The sequence below is a fragment of the Planomonospora alba genome (genome assembly GCF_039534085.1).
GTDB lineage: Bacteria > Actinomycetota > Actinomycetes > Streptosporangiales > Streptosporangiaceae > Planomonospora_B > Planomonospora_B alba.
Window position 1 is genome coordinate 13,663 of sequence record NZ_BAAAUT010000031.1, and the last position, 13,440, is coordinate 27,102.

At 70.2% G+C, this 13,440-nt stretch carries 25 protein-coding genes; 19 read left to right on the forward strand and 6 right to left on the reverse strand.

Annotation, left to right across the window (positions count from 1 at the left end):
* Window positions 1-53 precede the first annotated feature (53 nt).
* The 9 genes from ABD823_RS19410 (at window position 54) to ABD823_RS19450 (ending at window position 4,757) form a co-directional block, all read left to right on the forward strand.
* Window positions 54-1,340 (forward strand): hypothetical protein, encoded by a 1,287-nt coding sequence (locus ABD823_RS19410; RefSeq protein ID WP_344861551.1) that lies wholly within the window; start codon window positions 54-56, stop codon window positions 1,338-1,340.
* Window positions 1,337-1,939 carry a hypothetical protein gene (locus ABD823_RS19415; protein ID WP_344861553.1) on the forward strand — a complete coding sequence of 201 codons (603 nt, stop codon included), beginning with the start codon at window positions 1,337-1,339 and terminating at the stop codon, window positions 1,937-1,939. The genes ABD823_RS19410 and ABD823_RS19415 overlap by 4 nt, the downstream gene beginning before the upstream one ends.
* A gap of 153 nt (window positions 1,940-2,092) precedes the next feature.
* On the forward strand, window positions 2,093-2,290 hold the full coding sequence (locus ABD823_RS19420) for a hypothetical protein (protein WP_344861555.1): 198 nt from the start codon (window positions 2,093-2,095) through the stop codon (window positions 2,288-2,290).
* Between the two features lie 11 nt (window positions 2,291-2,301).
* Window positions 2,302-2,589, forward strand: coding sequence for a hypothetical protein (locus ABD823_RS19425; protein ID WP_344861557.1), 288 nt, complete (start codon window positions 2,302-2,304; stop codon window positions 2,587-2,589).
* Window positions 2,586-3,167, forward strand: coding sequence for a DUF6349 family protein (locus ABD823_RS19430; protein ID WP_344861559.1), 582 nt, complete (start codon window positions 2,586-2,588; stop codon window positions 3,165-3,167). Before ABD823_RS19425 ends, ABD823_RS19430 begins: the two co-directional genes overlap by 4 nt.
* 55 nt (window positions 3,168-3,222) lie before the next feature.
* A complete protein-coding gene (locus ABD823_RS19435) occupies window positions 3,223-3,516 on the forward strand; it encodes an HU family DNA-binding protein (RefSeq protein WP_344861561.1) in 294 nt (97 codons plus the stop codon).
* Window positions 3,517-3,616: 100 nt separating this feature from the next.
* Window positions 3,617-3,856 (forward strand): hypothetical protein, encoded by a 240-nt coding sequence (locus tag ABD823_RS19440; RefSeq protein WP_344861564.1) that lies wholly within the window; start codon window positions 3,617-3,619, stop codon window positions 3,854-3,856.
* Window positions 3,853-4,167 (forward strand): hypothetical protein, encoded by a 315-nt coding sequence (locus tag ABD823_RS19445; protein ID WP_344861566.1) that lies wholly within the window; start codon window positions 3,853-3,855, stop codon window positions 4,165-4,167. Before ABD823_RS19440 ends, ABD823_RS19445 begins: the two co-directional genes overlap by 4 nt.
* Window positions 4,167-4,757, forward strand: coding sequence for a hypothetical protein (locus ABD823_RS19450; RefSeq protein ID WP_344861568.1), 591 nt, complete (start codon window positions 4,167-4,169; stop codon window positions 4,755-4,757). Before ABD823_RS19445 ends, ABD823_RS19450 begins: the two co-directional genes overlap by 1 nt.
* A 111-nt stretch (window positions 4,758-4,868) precedes the next feature.
* Here the strand turns inward: ABD823_RS19450 and ABD823_RS19455 are convergent, their stop codons facing one another.
* The 4 genes from ABD823_RS19455 to ABD823_RS19470 all read right to left on the reverse strand — a co-directional run bounded on the left by ABD823_RS19455 (window position 4,869) and on the right by ABD823_RS19470 (window position 7,692).
* A complete protein-coding gene (locus ABD823_RS19455; RefSeq protein WP_344861570.1) occupies window positions 4,869-5,843 on the reverse strand; it encodes a ParB/RepB/Spo0J family partition protein in 975 nt (324 codons plus the stop codon).
* Window positions 5,843-6,712 carry a ParA family protein gene (locus ABD823_RS19460; protein ID WP_344861572.1) on the reverse strand — a complete coding sequence of 290 codons (870 nt, stop codon included), beginning with the start codon at window positions 6,710-6,712 and terminating at the stop codon, window positions 5,843-5,845. Before ABD823_RS19460 ends, ABD823_RS19455 begins: the two co-directional genes overlap by 1 nt.
* A 216-nt stretch (window positions 6,713-6,928) precedes the next feature.
* Window positions 6,929-7,174 (reverse strand): hypothetical protein, encoded by a 246-nt coding sequence (locus tag ABD823_RS19465; protein ID WP_344861574.1) that lies wholly within the window; start codon window positions 7,172-7,174, stop codon window positions 6,929-6,931.
* Window positions 7,171-7,692, reverse strand: coding sequence for a hypothetical protein (locus ABD823_RS19470; protein ID WP_344861576.1), 522 nt, complete (start codon window positions 7,690-7,692; stop codon window positions 7,171-7,173). Before ABD823_RS19470 ends, ABD823_RS19465 begins: the two co-directional genes overlap by 4 nt.
* Window positions 7,693-7,958: 266 nt before the next feature.
* Here ABD823_RS19470 and ABD823_RS19475 point away from each other — a divergent pair, with 266 nt between their 5' ends.
* From ABD823_RS19475 to ABD823_RS19520, 10 genes are all read left to right on the forward strand, one after another.
* A complete protein-coding gene (locus ABD823_RS19475; RefSeq protein WP_344861577.1) occupies window positions 7,959-8,276 on the forward strand; it encodes a hypothetical protein in 318 nt (105 codons plus the stop codon).
* A complete protein-coding gene (locus ABD823_RS19480; RefSeq protein ID WP_344861579.1) occupies window positions 8,273-8,542 on the forward strand; it encodes a hypothetical protein in 270 nt (89 codons plus the stop codon). Before ABD823_RS19475 ends, ABD823_RS19480 begins: the two co-directional genes overlap by 4 nt.
* A gap of 53 nt (window positions 8,543-8,595) precedes the next feature.
* Window positions 8,596-8,868, forward strand: a complete 273-nt coding sequence (locus ABD823_RS19485; RefSeq protein WP_344861581.1) for a hypothetical protein — start codon at window positions 8,596-8,598, stop codon at window positions 8,866-8,868.
* Window positions 8,865-9,110, forward strand: coding sequence for a hypothetical protein (locus ABD823_RS19490; protein WP_344861583.1), 246 nt, complete (start codon window positions 8,865-8,867; stop codon window positions 9,108-9,110). The genes ABD823_RS19485 and ABD823_RS19490 overlap by 4 nt, the downstream gene beginning before the upstream one ends.
* 43 nt (window positions 9,111-9,153) lie before the next feature.
* Window positions 9,154-9,489, forward strand: a complete 336-nt coding sequence (locus ABD823_RS19495; protein WP_344861585.1) for a hypothetical protein — start codon at window positions 9,154-9,156, stop codon at window positions 9,487-9,489.
* Window positions 9,489-9,959, forward strand: a complete 471-nt coding sequence (locus ABD823_RS19500) for a hypothetical protein (protein ID WP_344861587.1) — start codon at window positions 9,489-9,491, stop codon at window positions 9,957-9,959. The genes ABD823_RS19495 and ABD823_RS19500 overlap by 1 nt, the downstream gene beginning before the upstream one ends.
* A gap of 127 nt (window positions 9,960-10,086) precedes the next feature.
* Window positions 10,087-10,755: a hypothetical protein gene (locus ABD823_RS19505; RefSeq protein ID WP_344861589.1), complete on the forward strand. Its 669-nt coding sequence runs from the start codon at window positions 10,087-10,089 to the stop codon at window positions 10,753-10,755.
* A 27-nt stretch (window positions 10,756-10,782) separates the two neighbouring features.
* Window positions 10,783-11,181, forward strand: a complete 399-nt coding sequence (locus tag ABD823_RS19510; RefSeq protein ID WP_344861591.1) for a hypothetical protein — start codon at window positions 10,783-10,785, stop codon at window positions 11,179-11,181.
* Between the two features lie 205 nt (window positions 11,182-11,386).
* Window positions 11,387-12,226 (forward strand): helix-turn-helix domain-containing protein, encoded by an 840-nt coding sequence (locus ABD823_RS19515; RefSeq protein WP_344861593.1) that lies wholly within the window; start codon window positions 11,387-11,389, stop codon window positions 12,224-12,226.
* On the forward strand, window positions 12,220-12,432 hold the full coding sequence (locus ABD823_RS19520) for a DUF397 domain-containing protein (protein WP_344861595.1): 213 nt from the start codon (window positions 12,220-12,222) through the stop codon (window positions 12,430-12,432). Before ABD823_RS19515 ends, ABD823_RS19520 begins: the two co-directional genes overlap by 7 nt.
* Window positions 12,433-12,472: 40 nt before the next feature.
* On the opposite strand, the gene ABD823_RS19525 is transcribed toward ABD823_RS19520, so the two are convergent.
* Window positions 12,473-12,715 carry a hypothetical protein gene (locus ABD823_RS19525; protein ID WP_344861597.1) on the reverse strand — a complete coding sequence of 81 codons (243 nt, stop codon included), beginning with the start codon at window positions 12,713-12,715 and terminating at the stop codon, window positions 12,473-12,475.
* 170 nt (window positions 12,716-12,885) lie between these two features.
* Window positions 12,886-13,395 (reverse strand): hypothetical protein, encoded by a 510-nt coding sequence (locus tag ABD823_RS19530; protein ID WP_344861599.1) that lies wholly within the window; start codon window positions 13,393-13,395, stop codon window positions 12,886-12,888.
* Between the last annotated feature and the right edge of the window lie 45 nt (window positions 13,396-13,440).

Below are 13,440 nucleotides of genomic sequence, written 5' to 3' on the forward strand. Positions count from 1 at the left end.
GACCCGGCGGCCCTTCCCCCTACCACCATCCGAAACGAAAGGCACCGCCACCCATGGCAACCCGACCCAAGCCCACCACCGGCCGCGCCGCCGACATGACCGACGCCGAGTGGGATGCCTTCTGCGCCCGAAAGGACGCCGGCCGCGCGGCCGCGCACGCCGGCCAGATGAAGGCCGCGACCGCCCTGCAGCAGCACCCCGAGATGATCGACGCGTTCCGCGTGTTCGCCGCCCGCATGCACCCCTACAGCATCGGCAACGCCCTGCGGATCTTCGGCCAGGACCCCTCGGCGACCCGGGCCGATGCCCGGTTCTTCTGGGGCGGCAACGACCGGCGGATCCGAGAGGACGCCGCCCCGGTGTGGATCTACGCGCCGAAGGTCGAGCGCACCCGGAAAGAGGAGGTGACCGACCCGAAGACCGGCCAGACGGAGACCGTCGAGGAGCACTACTCCACCTGGCCCGTGGAGGACGTCTACCCGGCGTCCGCCACGGTGCCGAAGAACGGGCCGTGCATCTTCTGCGGCACCGACGAGGGCGGCACCTGCCCGCCAGGGTGCGCGGTGATGCAGCCCGTCGCCGGGCCGATCCCGTCCCGCGACGACGTCGTGGAGGTCCTGCACAAGACCCTCAAGGCTGTGGGCGGCTTCGACGCGTCCGGCCTGGACGAGCTCGACGACCCGTTCCCGGACGGCGCGACCGCGCCGGGCCTCACCTGGCACACGCTGTCGGTGGTCCGGCCGGCCGCCAAGGGTAAGGGCAAGAAGGACAAGACGCGCCGCTACCGGTTCCTGCACGAGGCGGATCTCGAGACGGGCCGGATCCGGTACGCGGTCGCCGGGTTCGGGGTGATCTGGATCGGCCCCGACACCTACGCCTACGGCGGCAGCGACCCGGACACGCTCCGCGTCGAGTACGGCGACGTGCGCCCGACGTCGGACTACCGGATCAAGAACGGGTCGATGCCCGCGCCGTACGCGCCGGTCGTCTACGGCATCACCCTCGGCGGCTACGCCATCGTCTCCCCCGAGAAGCGCACCGAGGACAGCCGGTTCTGGCTGAACGTGTGGCGCGTCGGCCCGTACCACCAGGGCGTGCCGGACGCCACCCGCGACCACACCGCGCAGGTCGTGCGGCAGCTCATCGACCACTACCTGACCTGCCCGGAGCGGGCCGACGTCGAGGCCGCGCACGCCCGTCTCCACGCCCCGAAGCGGGCCGCTGAGCACGCCGACAAGGCCGCGAAGCTCCGCGCCGAAATGGAGGACCTGCAGGCGAAGCTCGCCGCCGAAGAAGCCGCCGCCGCCGCGCAGAGCGCACTGATCGGAGGCCAGCAGTGACCCCGCCGATCCCCGCGCTGCTCGCCCGCCAGCAGACCTGGCGCGGCGTGGCGGTGCCGTACGTGACGCTGCGGCACCGCGACGGCACCCCGATCCTCGGCGAGGTCGACCGTGAGCGCGTCGCCGCGTGCCTGACGTGGATGCGCTGCCAGTTGTGCGGGCAGGCGCTGGAAGACGTCGCGGTGCTGATGGCCCGGCCGATGGACTTCGGGCAGGGCTACGTCAACGAGCCCGCGCAGCACCCGTGGTGCGCGGCCTACGCCGTCCAGGCGTGCCCGATGCTGTCGGGCCGGCTGGAGCGGCACCGCGTCAGCCCCCGCTCGTCTCGCCAGTGCGGTGACCCGCTGTGCGCGTGCGTGGAATGGGCCGAGCAGGAGCCCAGTCTGGACGCGCACATCCGTGCGGGGCAGCCCGCCAGCCCGTGGTTTTCCGTCTGGTTCCCCGTCGCCGCGTACACGCTGCGCAGGTCCGCGCGGGGCCGGGTGAAGGGCGTCGCGCTGCCCGACCGGGCGGTCACGAAGATCCGCCTGGTCAGCAAGGGCCATCCCGGGCCGGTGGATCTCACGCGGAGCATGCTGTTCGATCTGCCCTGGTCATAGCCAGGGGCGAGCCCGCACCTGCCGGGCTCGCCCCTCTCCCTGAAGCGGACACCCCCGTCCCCGGCGGCGGGGGCGTGCCGCCCTTCCTGCTTACCCGGTAAGCACCCGAGCGCCGTACAAGACGTACGGCACGAACGAAAGGACATCCGCCTCATGCCCGTCACACCCGACGCTGAGGACACGATCGCCTACCCCGCCCCCTGCGACCTCCCCGGCGGCTGCGGAGCCGCCGCCGACCAGCCCTGCGAGGGCTACTGCCTGGTCGACTGGAGCGACGACGGCCACCCCGAGCACTCCGGTGTGCTCGACGGCTTCGGCCAGGTCCACTCCGACGCCGACCCCGGCCTGTGAGGAGCGCCGCCGTGCCCGCTTACCCGGTAAGCACCACCGTGGAGCCGCCCCGCATCTGGGCGGTCGTCCTCAACGAACTCGTCCTCGCCGGGCGGCCCTGCGCCGACTGGTGGCAGCTGTACCGGCCCCGGTTCGAGACCAGCGGCCAGGTCACCGTCCTGGGCAGCGGCGTGCCCGGCGACCTCATCCAGCTCGGCCCCTACGACCGGGAGACCGCGGACTTCATCCGCGGCCACCTGATCGAGCACGACGTCCCGCAGGGCGCGGTGAAGATCCGCTGCTGGAAGGCCACGCCGTGACCGCGCCAGACGAGCCGCGCGGCGCGGTCGCCCGCCACGACCAGTGGCGCACCACCCACCTGGCCGAACGCAACGACCTGTGGTGCATCCGCATCGGCCACCCCGGCTACGCCCGCTCGGGAGGCCTGTTCTCGGCGGCGGTCTCGACCGCGCCGCTGTGCCGCCCCACGATGATCGTGCGGTGGGGGCCCGCCGGCGACGGCGGGGCCGTCGACAAGAGGGGCGCCTGCCTGGGCTGCACCTGGGAGGGCCCTACCCGGCGCTCTCCCAACGACGCCGTGGAGGACGCCCACGACCACGCGTGGCCGTCCTGGCGGTCCCTGCTGGCGGTCCGGGAGCTGCGGACCAGTAGCTACGACCCAGAGGCGGTGCGCCGCTGGCGGCTGCAGGTCGCCTCCGCTTACCCGCCCGGGTGGCTGGAGAGTGGCGGCCCGATCGTGGTGCTGCGCCGCAACCCTGACGACCGCATGCACCGGGCCGGGAAAGCGCCCGGCGGCGGCTACGAGATCGCCGCTGCACCTGATCCTCGCGAAGAAAGCAGCGGCGAGGCGATGCAGGGAACCCTGCCGGGCCTCTAGATTACGAATGCGCAAGCGCATTCGATAGTAGGGACCCCTGAGACGAGGAGCCACCATGAACAAGCGTGAGCTGATCGAGAAGGCCGCCGAGGCCACCGGCCAGCCGGTGAAGGTCGTCACCGCCGTCCTGGACGCGGTCCTGGACACCATCCAGACCGCCGTCGCCAACGACGACACGGTCTCCATCACCGGCTGGGGCAAGTTCGAGCTGGCCAAGCGCGCCGCCCGCACCGCCCGCAACCCGCACACCGGCGAGCCGATGCCCCTCGCGCCGACCGTCAGGCCGGTGTTCCGGGCCGGCACGGGCTTCGTCGGCCTGACCCGACAGAAGCACGCCGCCAGCAAGTAACGCCGCACGATCCCGAGGGGGTGGGCCGCACAGCCCACCCCCTCCCGCGTGTATGAGAATTGTTCTTACTCCTGTTATGCGGAAGGCGTAGCATGACGGCATGAGCAGTGAACGCGTGACCCTGTCGATCAACGCCGTCACCCGGCAACTCGCAGCCGAAGCCGCCGAACGCGCCGGCCTCAGCCTGTCCGCCTGGGCAGACCGGGCGCTGGCCTACTACGCCGTCCGCGAGGGCGCACCGGAACACGACCACCTCGCCGACGACCTCACCGAGGCCCTGGCCGACGAGCACGAGCTGGCCGCCGCCGACGACGAGTTCCACCAGCGGGGCGCCGCGTGATCCAGCTCAAGCCCGGAGGCGTCTACCTCTACTCCCCCAAGGGAATCGACCGCGAACGGCTGATGCTCGTCACCTCCGCCGCCGGGATCTGCGACTCCCGGCGGCGTTTCATCACCGGCCTGACCGTCCTCGCCGCTCCGGACGGTGACACCCTCACCGTCCCGATCACCGTGGGCGGAGCCCGCCGCTACGTCAACACCACCCAGCCCATGCGGCTGATCCGTGACTGGTTCCTTGAGGACCACGGCACCATCTCCCCCCAAGAGCTGGAAGCCGTCCGAGCGATGCGCCGCCTCGCCGAGGACCTGTGATGGGTGCCTGCCTGGAACCCATCCCGCAGATGGGGCCATTCAGGACCGAGATCCGCGGCGAATCGTTCTACCTCACCGCGCCCCGCTCGATCCTGCGCGTCGCCTCCCCCACCCACTGGAGCGTCACGGCCGCCGCCGCTGACCAAGCCGTGGCCGCGCTCGACCAGGCGATGCACCAGACCGCGTTCGTGGAGTACATCGTCGGTGGTGGCACGTTCACCTCCCGGCCCGTGGCCGAACCGCGTGACGGCTGGCTGGAGTTCACCTGGACCGACTGCCACGCCCACCCCGACAACCCTCACGTCAACGGCCACGACCGCGCCCTGGTCGAGCTGCCCTACCAGGACACGCCTGCGGTCCGGTGGATCCTCAACGCGCTCAGCGGCACGCCGACGCCACCACACTGGGTCGATGACCCGGCTGTCCCTTTGAGTGAGCACAAGCTGACCGGCTATCCACTGCTGGCTGCCTGCTCATGCCGCCGCTGGCACTCTGTGGCCCGCGACAGCGTGAAGGCCGCCCAGGGGTGGATCTGGCATATGCGCCGCGAGCAGGAGCAAGCCCACGCGCTGACGGGAGGTGGACGATGACCACCGGAGGCATGTGACCCCAGGCTCGGAGCGCTTACCCGGTAAGCACCCAGGGCCCAACGACGAAGGGGAGAGGCAGGTAGCCTCTCCCCTTCGTCGTGCCGGAACGGCTCACCGCGCCGTGGTGGCCGTCAGCAGCTCCACGAGCGTCTCCAGATGCTCCGGCCGCATCCGCTCCCGCAGCGTGGCCGCGACCTCGGTCGGCGACCCGAGCGGCAGCGTCACGTACGGCCCGCCCGTCTCCGGGGGCTTGGGCGTCTTCCCGCGCGGCTCCGCCGGGGCGCTTACCGGGTAAGCACCCTCCCCCGAACCACCGCCGCTCTCCCCCGCCGGCGCGGGCGAAGGCGCAGGGGCCGGGCCGGGCAGCTCGACCTCCGGAGCGGTCTCGGGAAGGTACTGCTCCTCCGGCGGCAGCTTCCCGATCACCCGGGCGTCCCGCACCGACAGCCGCCCGTCCTCCAACGCCTCCTGCAGATCCGGCCGCAGGTTCAGCAGGGTCAGCCGCTGGGAGGCCCACCCCGAGGACTTGCCCAGGCGGCGCGCGGCCTCCCGCCCGGAGATACCGCGCAGCTCCATGAGCTTGGCCAGGGCCCGCGCCTCCTCCAGCGGCGACAGGTCATCGTGGTGCAGGTTCTCGATGAGCGCGCGTTCCTCGGCGTCGACGGCGTCCTCGCGGACCTTCACCGGCACCTCGGACAGGCCCGCGAGCTCGGCCGCGTGGCGGCGCCGGTGCCCGTGGTGGATGACGAACGGCCGGTCCCCGACATGCTCAGCGTGGTGCGGGTAGACGGCCAGCCAGATGTCGCGGGGCACGACCACGATGTCCTGCAGCAGACCGTCCTGGCGGATCGTCTCCGCCAGGCCCTCCAGCTCGCGTAGCGTCTCGCGCGGGTTGTCAGGGTTGTCGGCCAGGTCGGTCAGCCGTACGGTCTGCGGCCAGGCCGGTCCGGATGCGACCGGCCGCAGCGCGGCCACGGTCGCGACCGGCGCGGCGGCGGTCGCGGTGTCGTCGCCGGCGGCGACCGGCTCCGGAGCGGCGACGATACGGGAGCCCGTCGACGGGCGAGCGCGGGTCGGCTTGGCCACTACCGCACCTCGACCGGTGCGCTCAGGCCCGCACGGGCGACGAGCTGCGTGGCCAGCTCGGCGAACCGGTCGGCCATCTCCTTGCCGTCGCGGCCCAGCGCCTGCAGTGGCAGCGGGGGATCGGCGTCCGCGGCGTCCTTGATAGCGACCCGCTCCGGTAGCACTGGCCGCATCAGCGCCTCGCCGAATGTCTCCGGGATCGACTCCTCCACCTGGAAGCGGTGCGCGCCCGTACGGGTGTCGACCCGGTTGACGACGTAGCCCACGACCTCAAGGCCGGGGTTGCTCAGCTTCTTGCGGTTGGCCGTGACGAAGTCCCGCAGCGCGATGGCGCCCTCCATGCCGTCGATCTCGGGGTCCATGACGCACAGGGCCAGGTCCGCGGCGGCCAAGCCCATCTGGGTCAGGTGGCCCAGGTTCGGTGGGCAGTCGATGAGCACGACGTCGAACTCGGCGTCGGCGCCCTCCAGGGCGACGTCGAGGCGCTGCACTGCACCGAGCTGAGCGGCCTCCAGCGTGGCACGGTTCTCCAGGTCCGCGCGGGAGGGGATCAGCGTGATCCGCTCGCTGTACGGCTCGGGCCAGCCAACCGGAGCGAACGCATCGACCGCGCATCCGGCCAGGTCCTCGTTCGGGTTCTCCGCGATGGCCTTGAGCACGTCGGAGATGGTCGGCCGAGGCGTGGCCGGATCCTGCTGGAAGGCCAGACGGCGGCTGGCGTTGGCCTGCGGGTCGAGGTCGATGACCAGGACGGACAGACCTCGGTCGGCCAGGGCCGCAGCGAGGTTGATGGTGGAGCTGGTTTTACCGGTGCCGCCCTTGTTGTTGGCGACGGCGATCCTCCGCGAACGCCGCGTGGGGGTGGTCATGGGTCCTCCTGTAGCGAGTTGCGCTCCGGCAGCCGCCTGAGCGCATTGCACATCCTAGGGATTCACGCACCGCCGGGTCGTGGGCATCGGCGGGTGTGGACAGGCGAAAGGGCCGCCTCCCGGTGTGGGTGACGGCCCGCCGCTGGTCCTCGCTACAGGTCCGCTCGTCAGCATACCCGCCGCCCGGCCGGGTGATCAGCGTCCTGATCGGGTCGGCTATCGGGTCCTTTTGAAGCGCTGTACGGAGCGCATGTGCGTGTCGTAGGCCGCCACCAGCTCCGCCGGAGTGGTGACGAGGACGGCGTCCATGCCGCCGCACGCGCACGTTGCCCGGTTGATGTCGTGACCGGCCCGCGCGGAGGCGACGAAGTCGAGTTCCCGGCGGGGCGCGTGCCGGTGGTGCCTGATCAGAGGGTCGCCGGCCCAGTGCGGCCAGGTGTCCTCGTCGTGCGTTCGCGTCACTCGGCGGCCGGTTCCGGGGGCAGCCGGTTCTCCGGGTTGACGGGGATGCCGAGCAGGTCGAAGTACGGGTCGAGCGCGTCGTCGTAGATGCCTTGCGGGCTCAAGCCGGTGCGTTCGCACGCGGCGGTGAGGCGGGCGTCCACGATCGGGTCGGCGCGGATGGTGATGGTCTCCCGCTCGTCCTTCGGCACGCCCTTGCGGGGCCGGCGGGTGGGAGGGTCGCGGCGGGGCCGGTCGGGGCTGACGTCGACGTCGGTGGGCACGCCGATCCGGTCGAAGTAGTGGGTGAGGGCGGCCTGGATGACGCCCTTGCGGCCGAGGCCGGTCTTCTCGCAGGCGACGGTGAGCCGGTCGACGGCGATGGGCCACATGCGGATCGACAGGGGCCGCTGCTCGGTCCAGGTGGGGGCCTTGGTCCGCTTGGGGGAGCGGGTGGTGCGGCTCGGTGGGGGCGGGGTCTGGCCGGGTGCGATGAACAGGGGCTGGCGCAGGGGGTCGTCGGAGGGTGGCCGGTCCATGTGGTGGTCTCCGCTGTGGTGGGCCTCGCGCCGTGGTGCCTCGCGCAGTGGGTGGGGTCGTTACGCATGTTAGCGCTTTTTGCGTTGTTGAACGCGGGCATGCATTCGAGTGAGCCGGTGAGCGCGGACAGTAGTCACCCCATGTTGATCAGTAACTGTCGCGCATGCACAACGGATCAGGTAGCATGGTCGCAGACCATCACGCTAGATGATCATGAAGCGCGGTCGCCACCACGACCCCGCCCACCCGAAACGAAAGGCACCCCATGACCCGCCCCACCAGCACTTACGAATGCAACAACGCATCCGTAAAGCCACCCGCTCCGCTCACCCTCGCCACCACCACCCACGGCGGCAAGGTCCACCTCGCCTGGGCCACCCCCGTCAACGGCAACCACCTCCTGTGCGGCAACCCCGCCCCCGCCGGCCAGATCCTCGCCCACCTCAGCGACGACGGCCGCGAAGCCCTGGCCCACACCCTCCTCACCGTCGCCGTGACCGCCGACCGGCTGTGCCGCTGCTGCTTCACCATGCGATTCCGCACCGAGTACACCACCCTCGTCCAGCTCCTCACCGGCCCATGAGCTGGATCAAGGCCGTCGAGATCGTCCCCGGCTACCTCGTCCGCAGCCCCTACGGCTCCCGCGACGTCGTCCTGGAGATCAACGAGGCCGTCCACTACCCCAGCCACGTCGAGCTGAGCGGCTGGAAGGTCAACACCCGCACCTGGGCCGAGAAGCACTTCACCGGCGGCAAATGGCGCAAGGCCACGCAGCTGTGGTTCATCGCCGACCAGCGCGGCGCCTGGGAGTACCCGCCCGTCCGCGTCGCCGGACCGCTTACCCGGTAAGCACCCGGGCCCGCCACCTGGCGGGCCCGCCCCATCCCCTGAAAGGCACCGCAATGCCCCACATCGACCGTGAGGACCACCGCGTCATGGAGCGCGCCCGCGACCTCCTCACGCAGCACAGCCCGACCCTCATCGAGGCCCTGCGGGTCTACGCCGAGTACATGGACGGCGCGGCCACCGAGGCCAGGACCGCCCACGAGGCCGGCGTCGAGACCTCGCTCGTCACCAACAACGGCTTCCGCCAGATGAGCGAGCTGTTCAACCACAACCGCGACAAGGCCCGCGCCGCCGCCGAGGCCATCGTCTCCTGGAAGGACGACGAGTGACCACCCCGAGATTCCAGGCCGTCCTGTGCGGCAGCGGCTTCCGCGTCCACGCCGCGGGCTGCCGCGACATCGCCCGCGACATCGCGCGCAGCGCCTCCGCCATCGACGCGATCCCCGTCATCGCCACCACGGCGGAGGAGATCGCCGTCGAGCTCAACCAGGATTTCATCGCCGAGGGCTCCATGACGGCGGACGAGGCGCTCGACTACGTCACCTTCGTCGGCTGCACGGGGCTCGCGTGATGGCCCCCAACGGATCCACCCCGAAGAAGGAGGACATCTGCTGATGGCCCGCGACCGCCCCATCGACTGGAACAGCCCGTACATCCGGCGGGTTACCGAGCGCGACACCGTGAGGCACTACGATTCCACCCCCGGCTTCGCGCCGAAGCGCCACGGTCGCAGCGCACCCGTGGGCGCGCTCGTGGAGATCGCCGACCCTGCGTTCATCGGCGGCTCGATCTGGAGGGGCGTCGTCCGCTCGCACATGATGTGGACGGACGACAACACGTACACCGGCCTGTCCATCGTGGAATGCACCGACCCGGTCGACTTTCCGGACTACCGGACCATCGGCCGTGCCGAGCAGGTCGAGATCAAGCACGTCACGGTGATCGGCTGATGGCCCGCCGGCCGCGCCGGTGGGCGCCGAAAGGGAAGGGCTGGCGGTGCGTCCTGGACGGCGGCACGACGGCCGTATGGATGCGCCTGGAGGCCGACGACACCGTGACCGCCACGGTGTATCTCGACTTCAGCCAGGGCCAGGCCGAGCCGGACCCGTACGACGGGATCTGGTCGGTCAGCACCTACCGGGGCGGCCCGATCCTGCACGCGATCATGGACAAGCCGTACAAGATCGTTCCGTACACCTTCCGCTGGGCGGGAGTCGACACGTTCTGGGGCACCCCCAGCGGCTACGAGCCGCTGCCCCGGCACGGTGTGCCCCGCCGGTCCCCGAAGATCCGCCGCGACTGGACGCGCTACAAGCACGTCCACACCCGCTGGTACCAGCGGCCCATGCCCGGCGGGTACGGCATCCGCGAGGTTCTGCCCCGCAAGTTCCGCGACCCCCGCGGCGCCTGCTGTCGCTGATCGAGGAGGCCAGCGGGAGCGTAGGCGCTTGCGCAGCTGAGACCATGATCAGAGAAAATGTGGAGCGCATATAAGGAATGCAGAATCGCATTCCTTACTTCGTGGCCCTACCCTCCAGGAGGAGACGATGACCGAGACGGCCCTGTGCGTCGCGCCGCGCTGCGGAGCGGGAAACGGCCCCCGCCAGGCCGTCTCCGGTCAGTTCATCTGCGGGGGCTGCCTGACGCGCTGCCGCCGGGATCTTGCGGCGATGCCTGCGATCGTGCGTTGGCTGGCCCAGCACACCACCCCTGGCGGCAGCGGCGGTGAGAAGGTCTCCGGGTCCCGGGAGGCCCCGGTCCCGGTCCGCCTGGACGTGCTGTCGGCGATCTTCCCGGCCGCCGAGCGCGTCATCGACCCCTACGGCGACCAGACCGGCCCGCCGTCCATCCCCACCACCCTGAAGTCCTGGGTGTGGCTCATCTGCGAGCACCGCGGCCTGGCCTACCCGCAGCGGGCCGACACCGGCGAGCTGGCCGGCGTCCTGCTGCGGCACCTGGACTGGGCCGCGAGCAGGCCGTGGATCGGTGAGCTGGTCGGCGAGGTCGCGCACCTGCGGAAGGTCGCGCACACGCTCGCGCCGTGGCAGGTCCACGTGCAGGCGCTCGTCGCGCCGTGTCCCTCCTGCGACCTGCGGGCGTTGATGCGGATCGCGGGCGAGCCGTACATCGAGTGTGACCGGCGCATCGGCGGGTGCGGAAACTGCTGGACCGAAGCCGAGTACGAGCGCCACGTGGCTGAACTCACCGGCGCGTAAACACGACGGAAATGTATCATGATGGGTATGACGATCCTGAAGCCTCCGCCCCCATATGAGCAGGCAGCAGCCGCTGAGAAGCGGCTGACCGCAGCGGCGGAAGCCTTCCACGCGGCTCTGCTGGTGCCGCTCACCGACCCTGAGACTGGCAAAGAGATGCTGCCGCGCACCCCGCTGGCGGACGTGCTGCGGCTGAACGAGATCGCGATCCGCCGCGCCCACCCCCGCAGTTGGGAGCGACACCTGGAGAAGTTCACCGCCGCGGAGAAGGAGCTGTACGACGCGATCCTGGAGGCCACCCGGCCGGCGGACGGCGAAGGGGTCTCCAGCTACCCGCGGGTGCCGTTGCGGAAGCGGGCTCAGCTCGCGGGCCTGACGGTGTACGCGATTGAGCGGATCGTCGCAGCGGGGGGTAGGCCGTCGTAGGATCAGGAGCGGGTGAAACTGTCATACATCCATAAGACGGCCTCGGCGGCGTCGCGCTGCCGGGGCCGTCTTATGTCTGATGGTGGTTCCGCGGGCAGGGATGGAATGACGTTAGACGCCCCAGGCGGGCGCTTGGTTGTCACACTCCCATCAAGAATCTGAGAATTCCACACTGGATGAACCAAGAACCGGAACAATAGGGCGTATGCCTCGCATTAGCCCTAACCTCCGGCTAGAGAAGCTCGGCGACCGCCTGCGCCGCCTCCGGGAGGAGAAGGCGCTGAAACTGGTCGATGTCGCGCAGGCGACGGGCATCTCCGTCGCGAAGGCCAGCCGCATGGAGAACGGTGCCAACCAGGTGAGCACCGAGGATGTCGAGCGGCTCCTGGACCTGTACGAGGCGGACGATGCGATGCGGATCATGTGCCTGCAGCTCGCCGAGCAGGCCCGGCTGGCACCGTGGTGGAAATCCCACGAGAAGGGACTGTTCACGCCGTACGTCTCGCTTGAGACCGAGGCCCGCCGCAAGCGCTCGTGGCAGCCGAACCTCGTCCCGGGCCTGCTGCAGACGCCTGAGTACGCTAAGGCAGCGATCTCCGCTGATCAGCCGTGGGAAGACGCGTCCGTCATCGCGCTTCGGGTCCGGGCCCGTATGGCGCGTAAATGGGTGTTGACGTGCGAAGACCCGCTGAAGATGCACGCGATCATCGGGGAGGAGGCGCTGCGCCGGCCGGTCGGCGGGCCGGAGGTGATGGCCACCCAGATCGATCAGATTGTGCGGATGAGCGAGCTGGCCAACGTAACGGTGCAGGTCATGCCATGTTCGGTGGGCGCGCACGCGGGCATGGCGGGGGCGTTTCTCCTGCTGTCGATGACGGATAATCCCACGGTGCTGTTCCGGGAGGTCGGCGCCGAAGGGATGATCGACCACGGCCCGCGCGTCGAGGAGTACGAGAAGCGCTGGGCCTACATCGCCGCGGCGGCGTTGCCTCCCGAGGAGACACGAGCGTTCCTGACGGGCATCAAGCAGGAGGTTCCATGCTGACCAGGCAGTGGGTCACCGCGTCCGAGAGCGGCGGATGCGTGGAGGTGCGGCTGGCCGACGACGACGAGCGCGTGCTGGTGCGCGACACCAAGGACCGGGGCCGGGGGCCGGTGCTGAGCTTCACCCGGGGGGAGTGGGGGGACTTCCTGCGGGGGGTGCGGAGCAGCAGGAAGTTCGACCATCCCGCGTGGGGTGCCGCCGGATAGCAGAGGGGGAAGGTGCCCCGGCGGCTCCCGCGTGGGGGTGTTACTCGTCGCGGGCGTGGTCGAGGCCGAGCTTGTACGCGGCGGCGGCCGACAAGGGGATGGTCCCCCGCCGGGCGAGACCGCGGTACATGGCTGAGGCCGCGCTGGTGATGGTCAGCGCGGTGAACAGCCGCGTTGCGGCGGGCCCGTCCGCGTGGGGTGTTGCGATGCCGACGATGAGGATGCCGCCTGCGCCGATACCGGCGAGCACGGCCAGCATCCCCGTCAGCGTGGTTCGTCTCATGTAGTTGGTGCGCCTTCCCGTACTGGAGCGGTGTCGAACCGCTTCACCAGTCCTTGAAGATCACACTCTGACACTCGTGGAATTCTCACGTCATGCCCTAGAGCCCCATGAGTCCAGATCGTTATGATTACAACTATTTACGCCAATTCGTTCACAAAATAGACACATGATCAAGCTGAAGGCGGCTTGAGTGGCTCTTCCTTTTGTAGCCTTGCCATCACGTCAGCGAGGAGTGTCTTCTCCATCTCCCGCTTGTCCGGTTCGGAAAACTCCGGCGAACTGCGGATGTCGTCCAACTTGCGCAGCAGGGCCATGACGACGCGTTCGGAGGTCAGCTCACTGACCCCGGCCAGCACGGGATCGCGCGTGGCGCGTCGTTCGATCTCCTCACGCAGCAGCCGGGCCGCCTCATCACGGCCGGCGTCAGCAAGCTGATCGGGCTCGATGCCGAGCACCAGGCCGATCAAGACGAGCTGCTTGTCGGAGGCCCGGGTGCGGCCATTCTCGATGTTGCGCCAGGTGCCTTCGGAGAACGCCCCCTCGGGCGCCATGGCCGCGATCCGCCGGGTGGCTTCCCGGATCGTCAGTTCCTTGGCGATGCTGCCCGCTCGCGTTCGGACGTTGTTGACCAGGACGGCTTCGGGTGGCAGATCGTCGGTCGTGCGTCTTGCCGCTGGCACGGCCGCCTCCTTCACAGGGTCCGCTTACTTCGCGCAGCTAGCGTT

What these genes read in the sequence shown, in the direction of transcription:
- ABD823_RS19410 (WP_344861551.1), top strand. Translation starts at nt 54, where the DNA reads ATGGCAACCCGACCCAAGCCCACCACCGGCCGCGCCGCCGACATGACC.
- ABD823_RS19420 (WP_344861555.1), top strand. Translation starts at nt 2,093, where the DNA reads ATGCCCGTCACACCCGACGCTGAGGACACGATCGCCTACCCCGCCCCC.
- ABD823_RS19435 (WP_344861561.1), top strand. Translation starts at nt 3,223, where the DNA reads ATGAACAAGCGTGAGCTGATCGAGAAGGCCGCCGAGGCCACCGGCCAG.
- ABD823_RS19440 (WP_344861564.1), top strand. Translation starts at nt 3,617, where the DNA reads ATGAGCAGTGAACGCGTGACCCTGTCGATCAACGCCGTCACCCGGCAA.
- ABD823_RS19450 (WP_344861568.1), top strand. Translation starts at nt 4,167, where the DNA reads ATGGGTGCCTGCCTGGAACCCATCCCGCAGATGGGGCCATTCAGGACC.
- ABD823_RS19460 (WP_344861572.1), bottom strand. Translation starts at nt 6,712, where the DNA reads ATGACCACCCCCACGCGGCGTTCGCGGAGGATCGCCGTCGCCAACAAC.
- ABD823_RS19470 (WP_344861576.1), bottom strand. Translation starts at nt 7,692, where the DNA reads ATGGACCGGCCACCCTCCGACGACCCCCTGCGCCAGCCCCTGTTCATC.
- ABD823_RS19475 (WP_344861577.1), top strand. Translation starts at nt 7,959, where the DNA reads ATGACCCGCCCCACCAGCACTTACGAATGCAACAACGCATCCGTAAAG.
- ABD823_RS19480 (WP_344861579.1), top strand. Translation starts at nt 8,273, where the DNA reads ATGAGCTGGATCAAGGCCGTCGAGATCGTCCCCGGCTACCTCGTCCGC.
- ABD823_RS19485 (WP_344861581.1), top strand. Translation starts at nt 8,596, where the DNA reads ATGCCCCACATCGACCGTGAGGACCACCGCGTCATGGAGCGCGCCCGC.
- ABD823_RS19495 (WP_344861585.1), top strand. Translation starts at nt 9,154, where the DNA reads ATGGCCCGCGACCGCCCCATCGACTGGAACAGCCCGTACATCCGGCGG.
- ABD823_RS19500 (WP_344861587.1), top strand. Translation starts at nt 9,489, where the DNA reads ATGGCCCGCCGGCCGCGCCGGTGGGCGCCGAAAGGGAAGGGCTGGCGG.
- ABD823_RS19505 (WP_344861589.1), top strand. Translation starts at nt 10,087, where the DNA reads ATGACCGAGACGGCCCTGTGCGTCGCGCCGCGCTGCGGAGCGGGAAAC.
- ABD823_RS19510 (WP_344861591.1), top strand. Translation starts at nt 10,783, where the DNA reads ATGACGATCCTGAAGCCTCCGCCCCCATATGAGCAGGCAGCAGCCGCT.
- ABD823_RS19515 (WP_344861593.1), top strand. Translation starts at nt 11,387, where the DNA reads ATGCCTCGCATTAGCCCTAACCTCCGGCTAGAGAAGCTCGGCGACCGC.
- ABD823_RS19520 (WP_344861595.1), top strand. Translation starts at nt 12,220, where the DNA reads ATGCTGACCAGGCAGTGGGTCACCGCGTCCGAGAGCGGCGGATGCGTG.
- ABD823_RS19525 (WP_344861597.1), bottom strand. Translation starts at nt 12,715, where the DNA reads ATGAGACGAACCACGCTGACGGGGATGCTGGCCGTGCTCGCCGGTATC.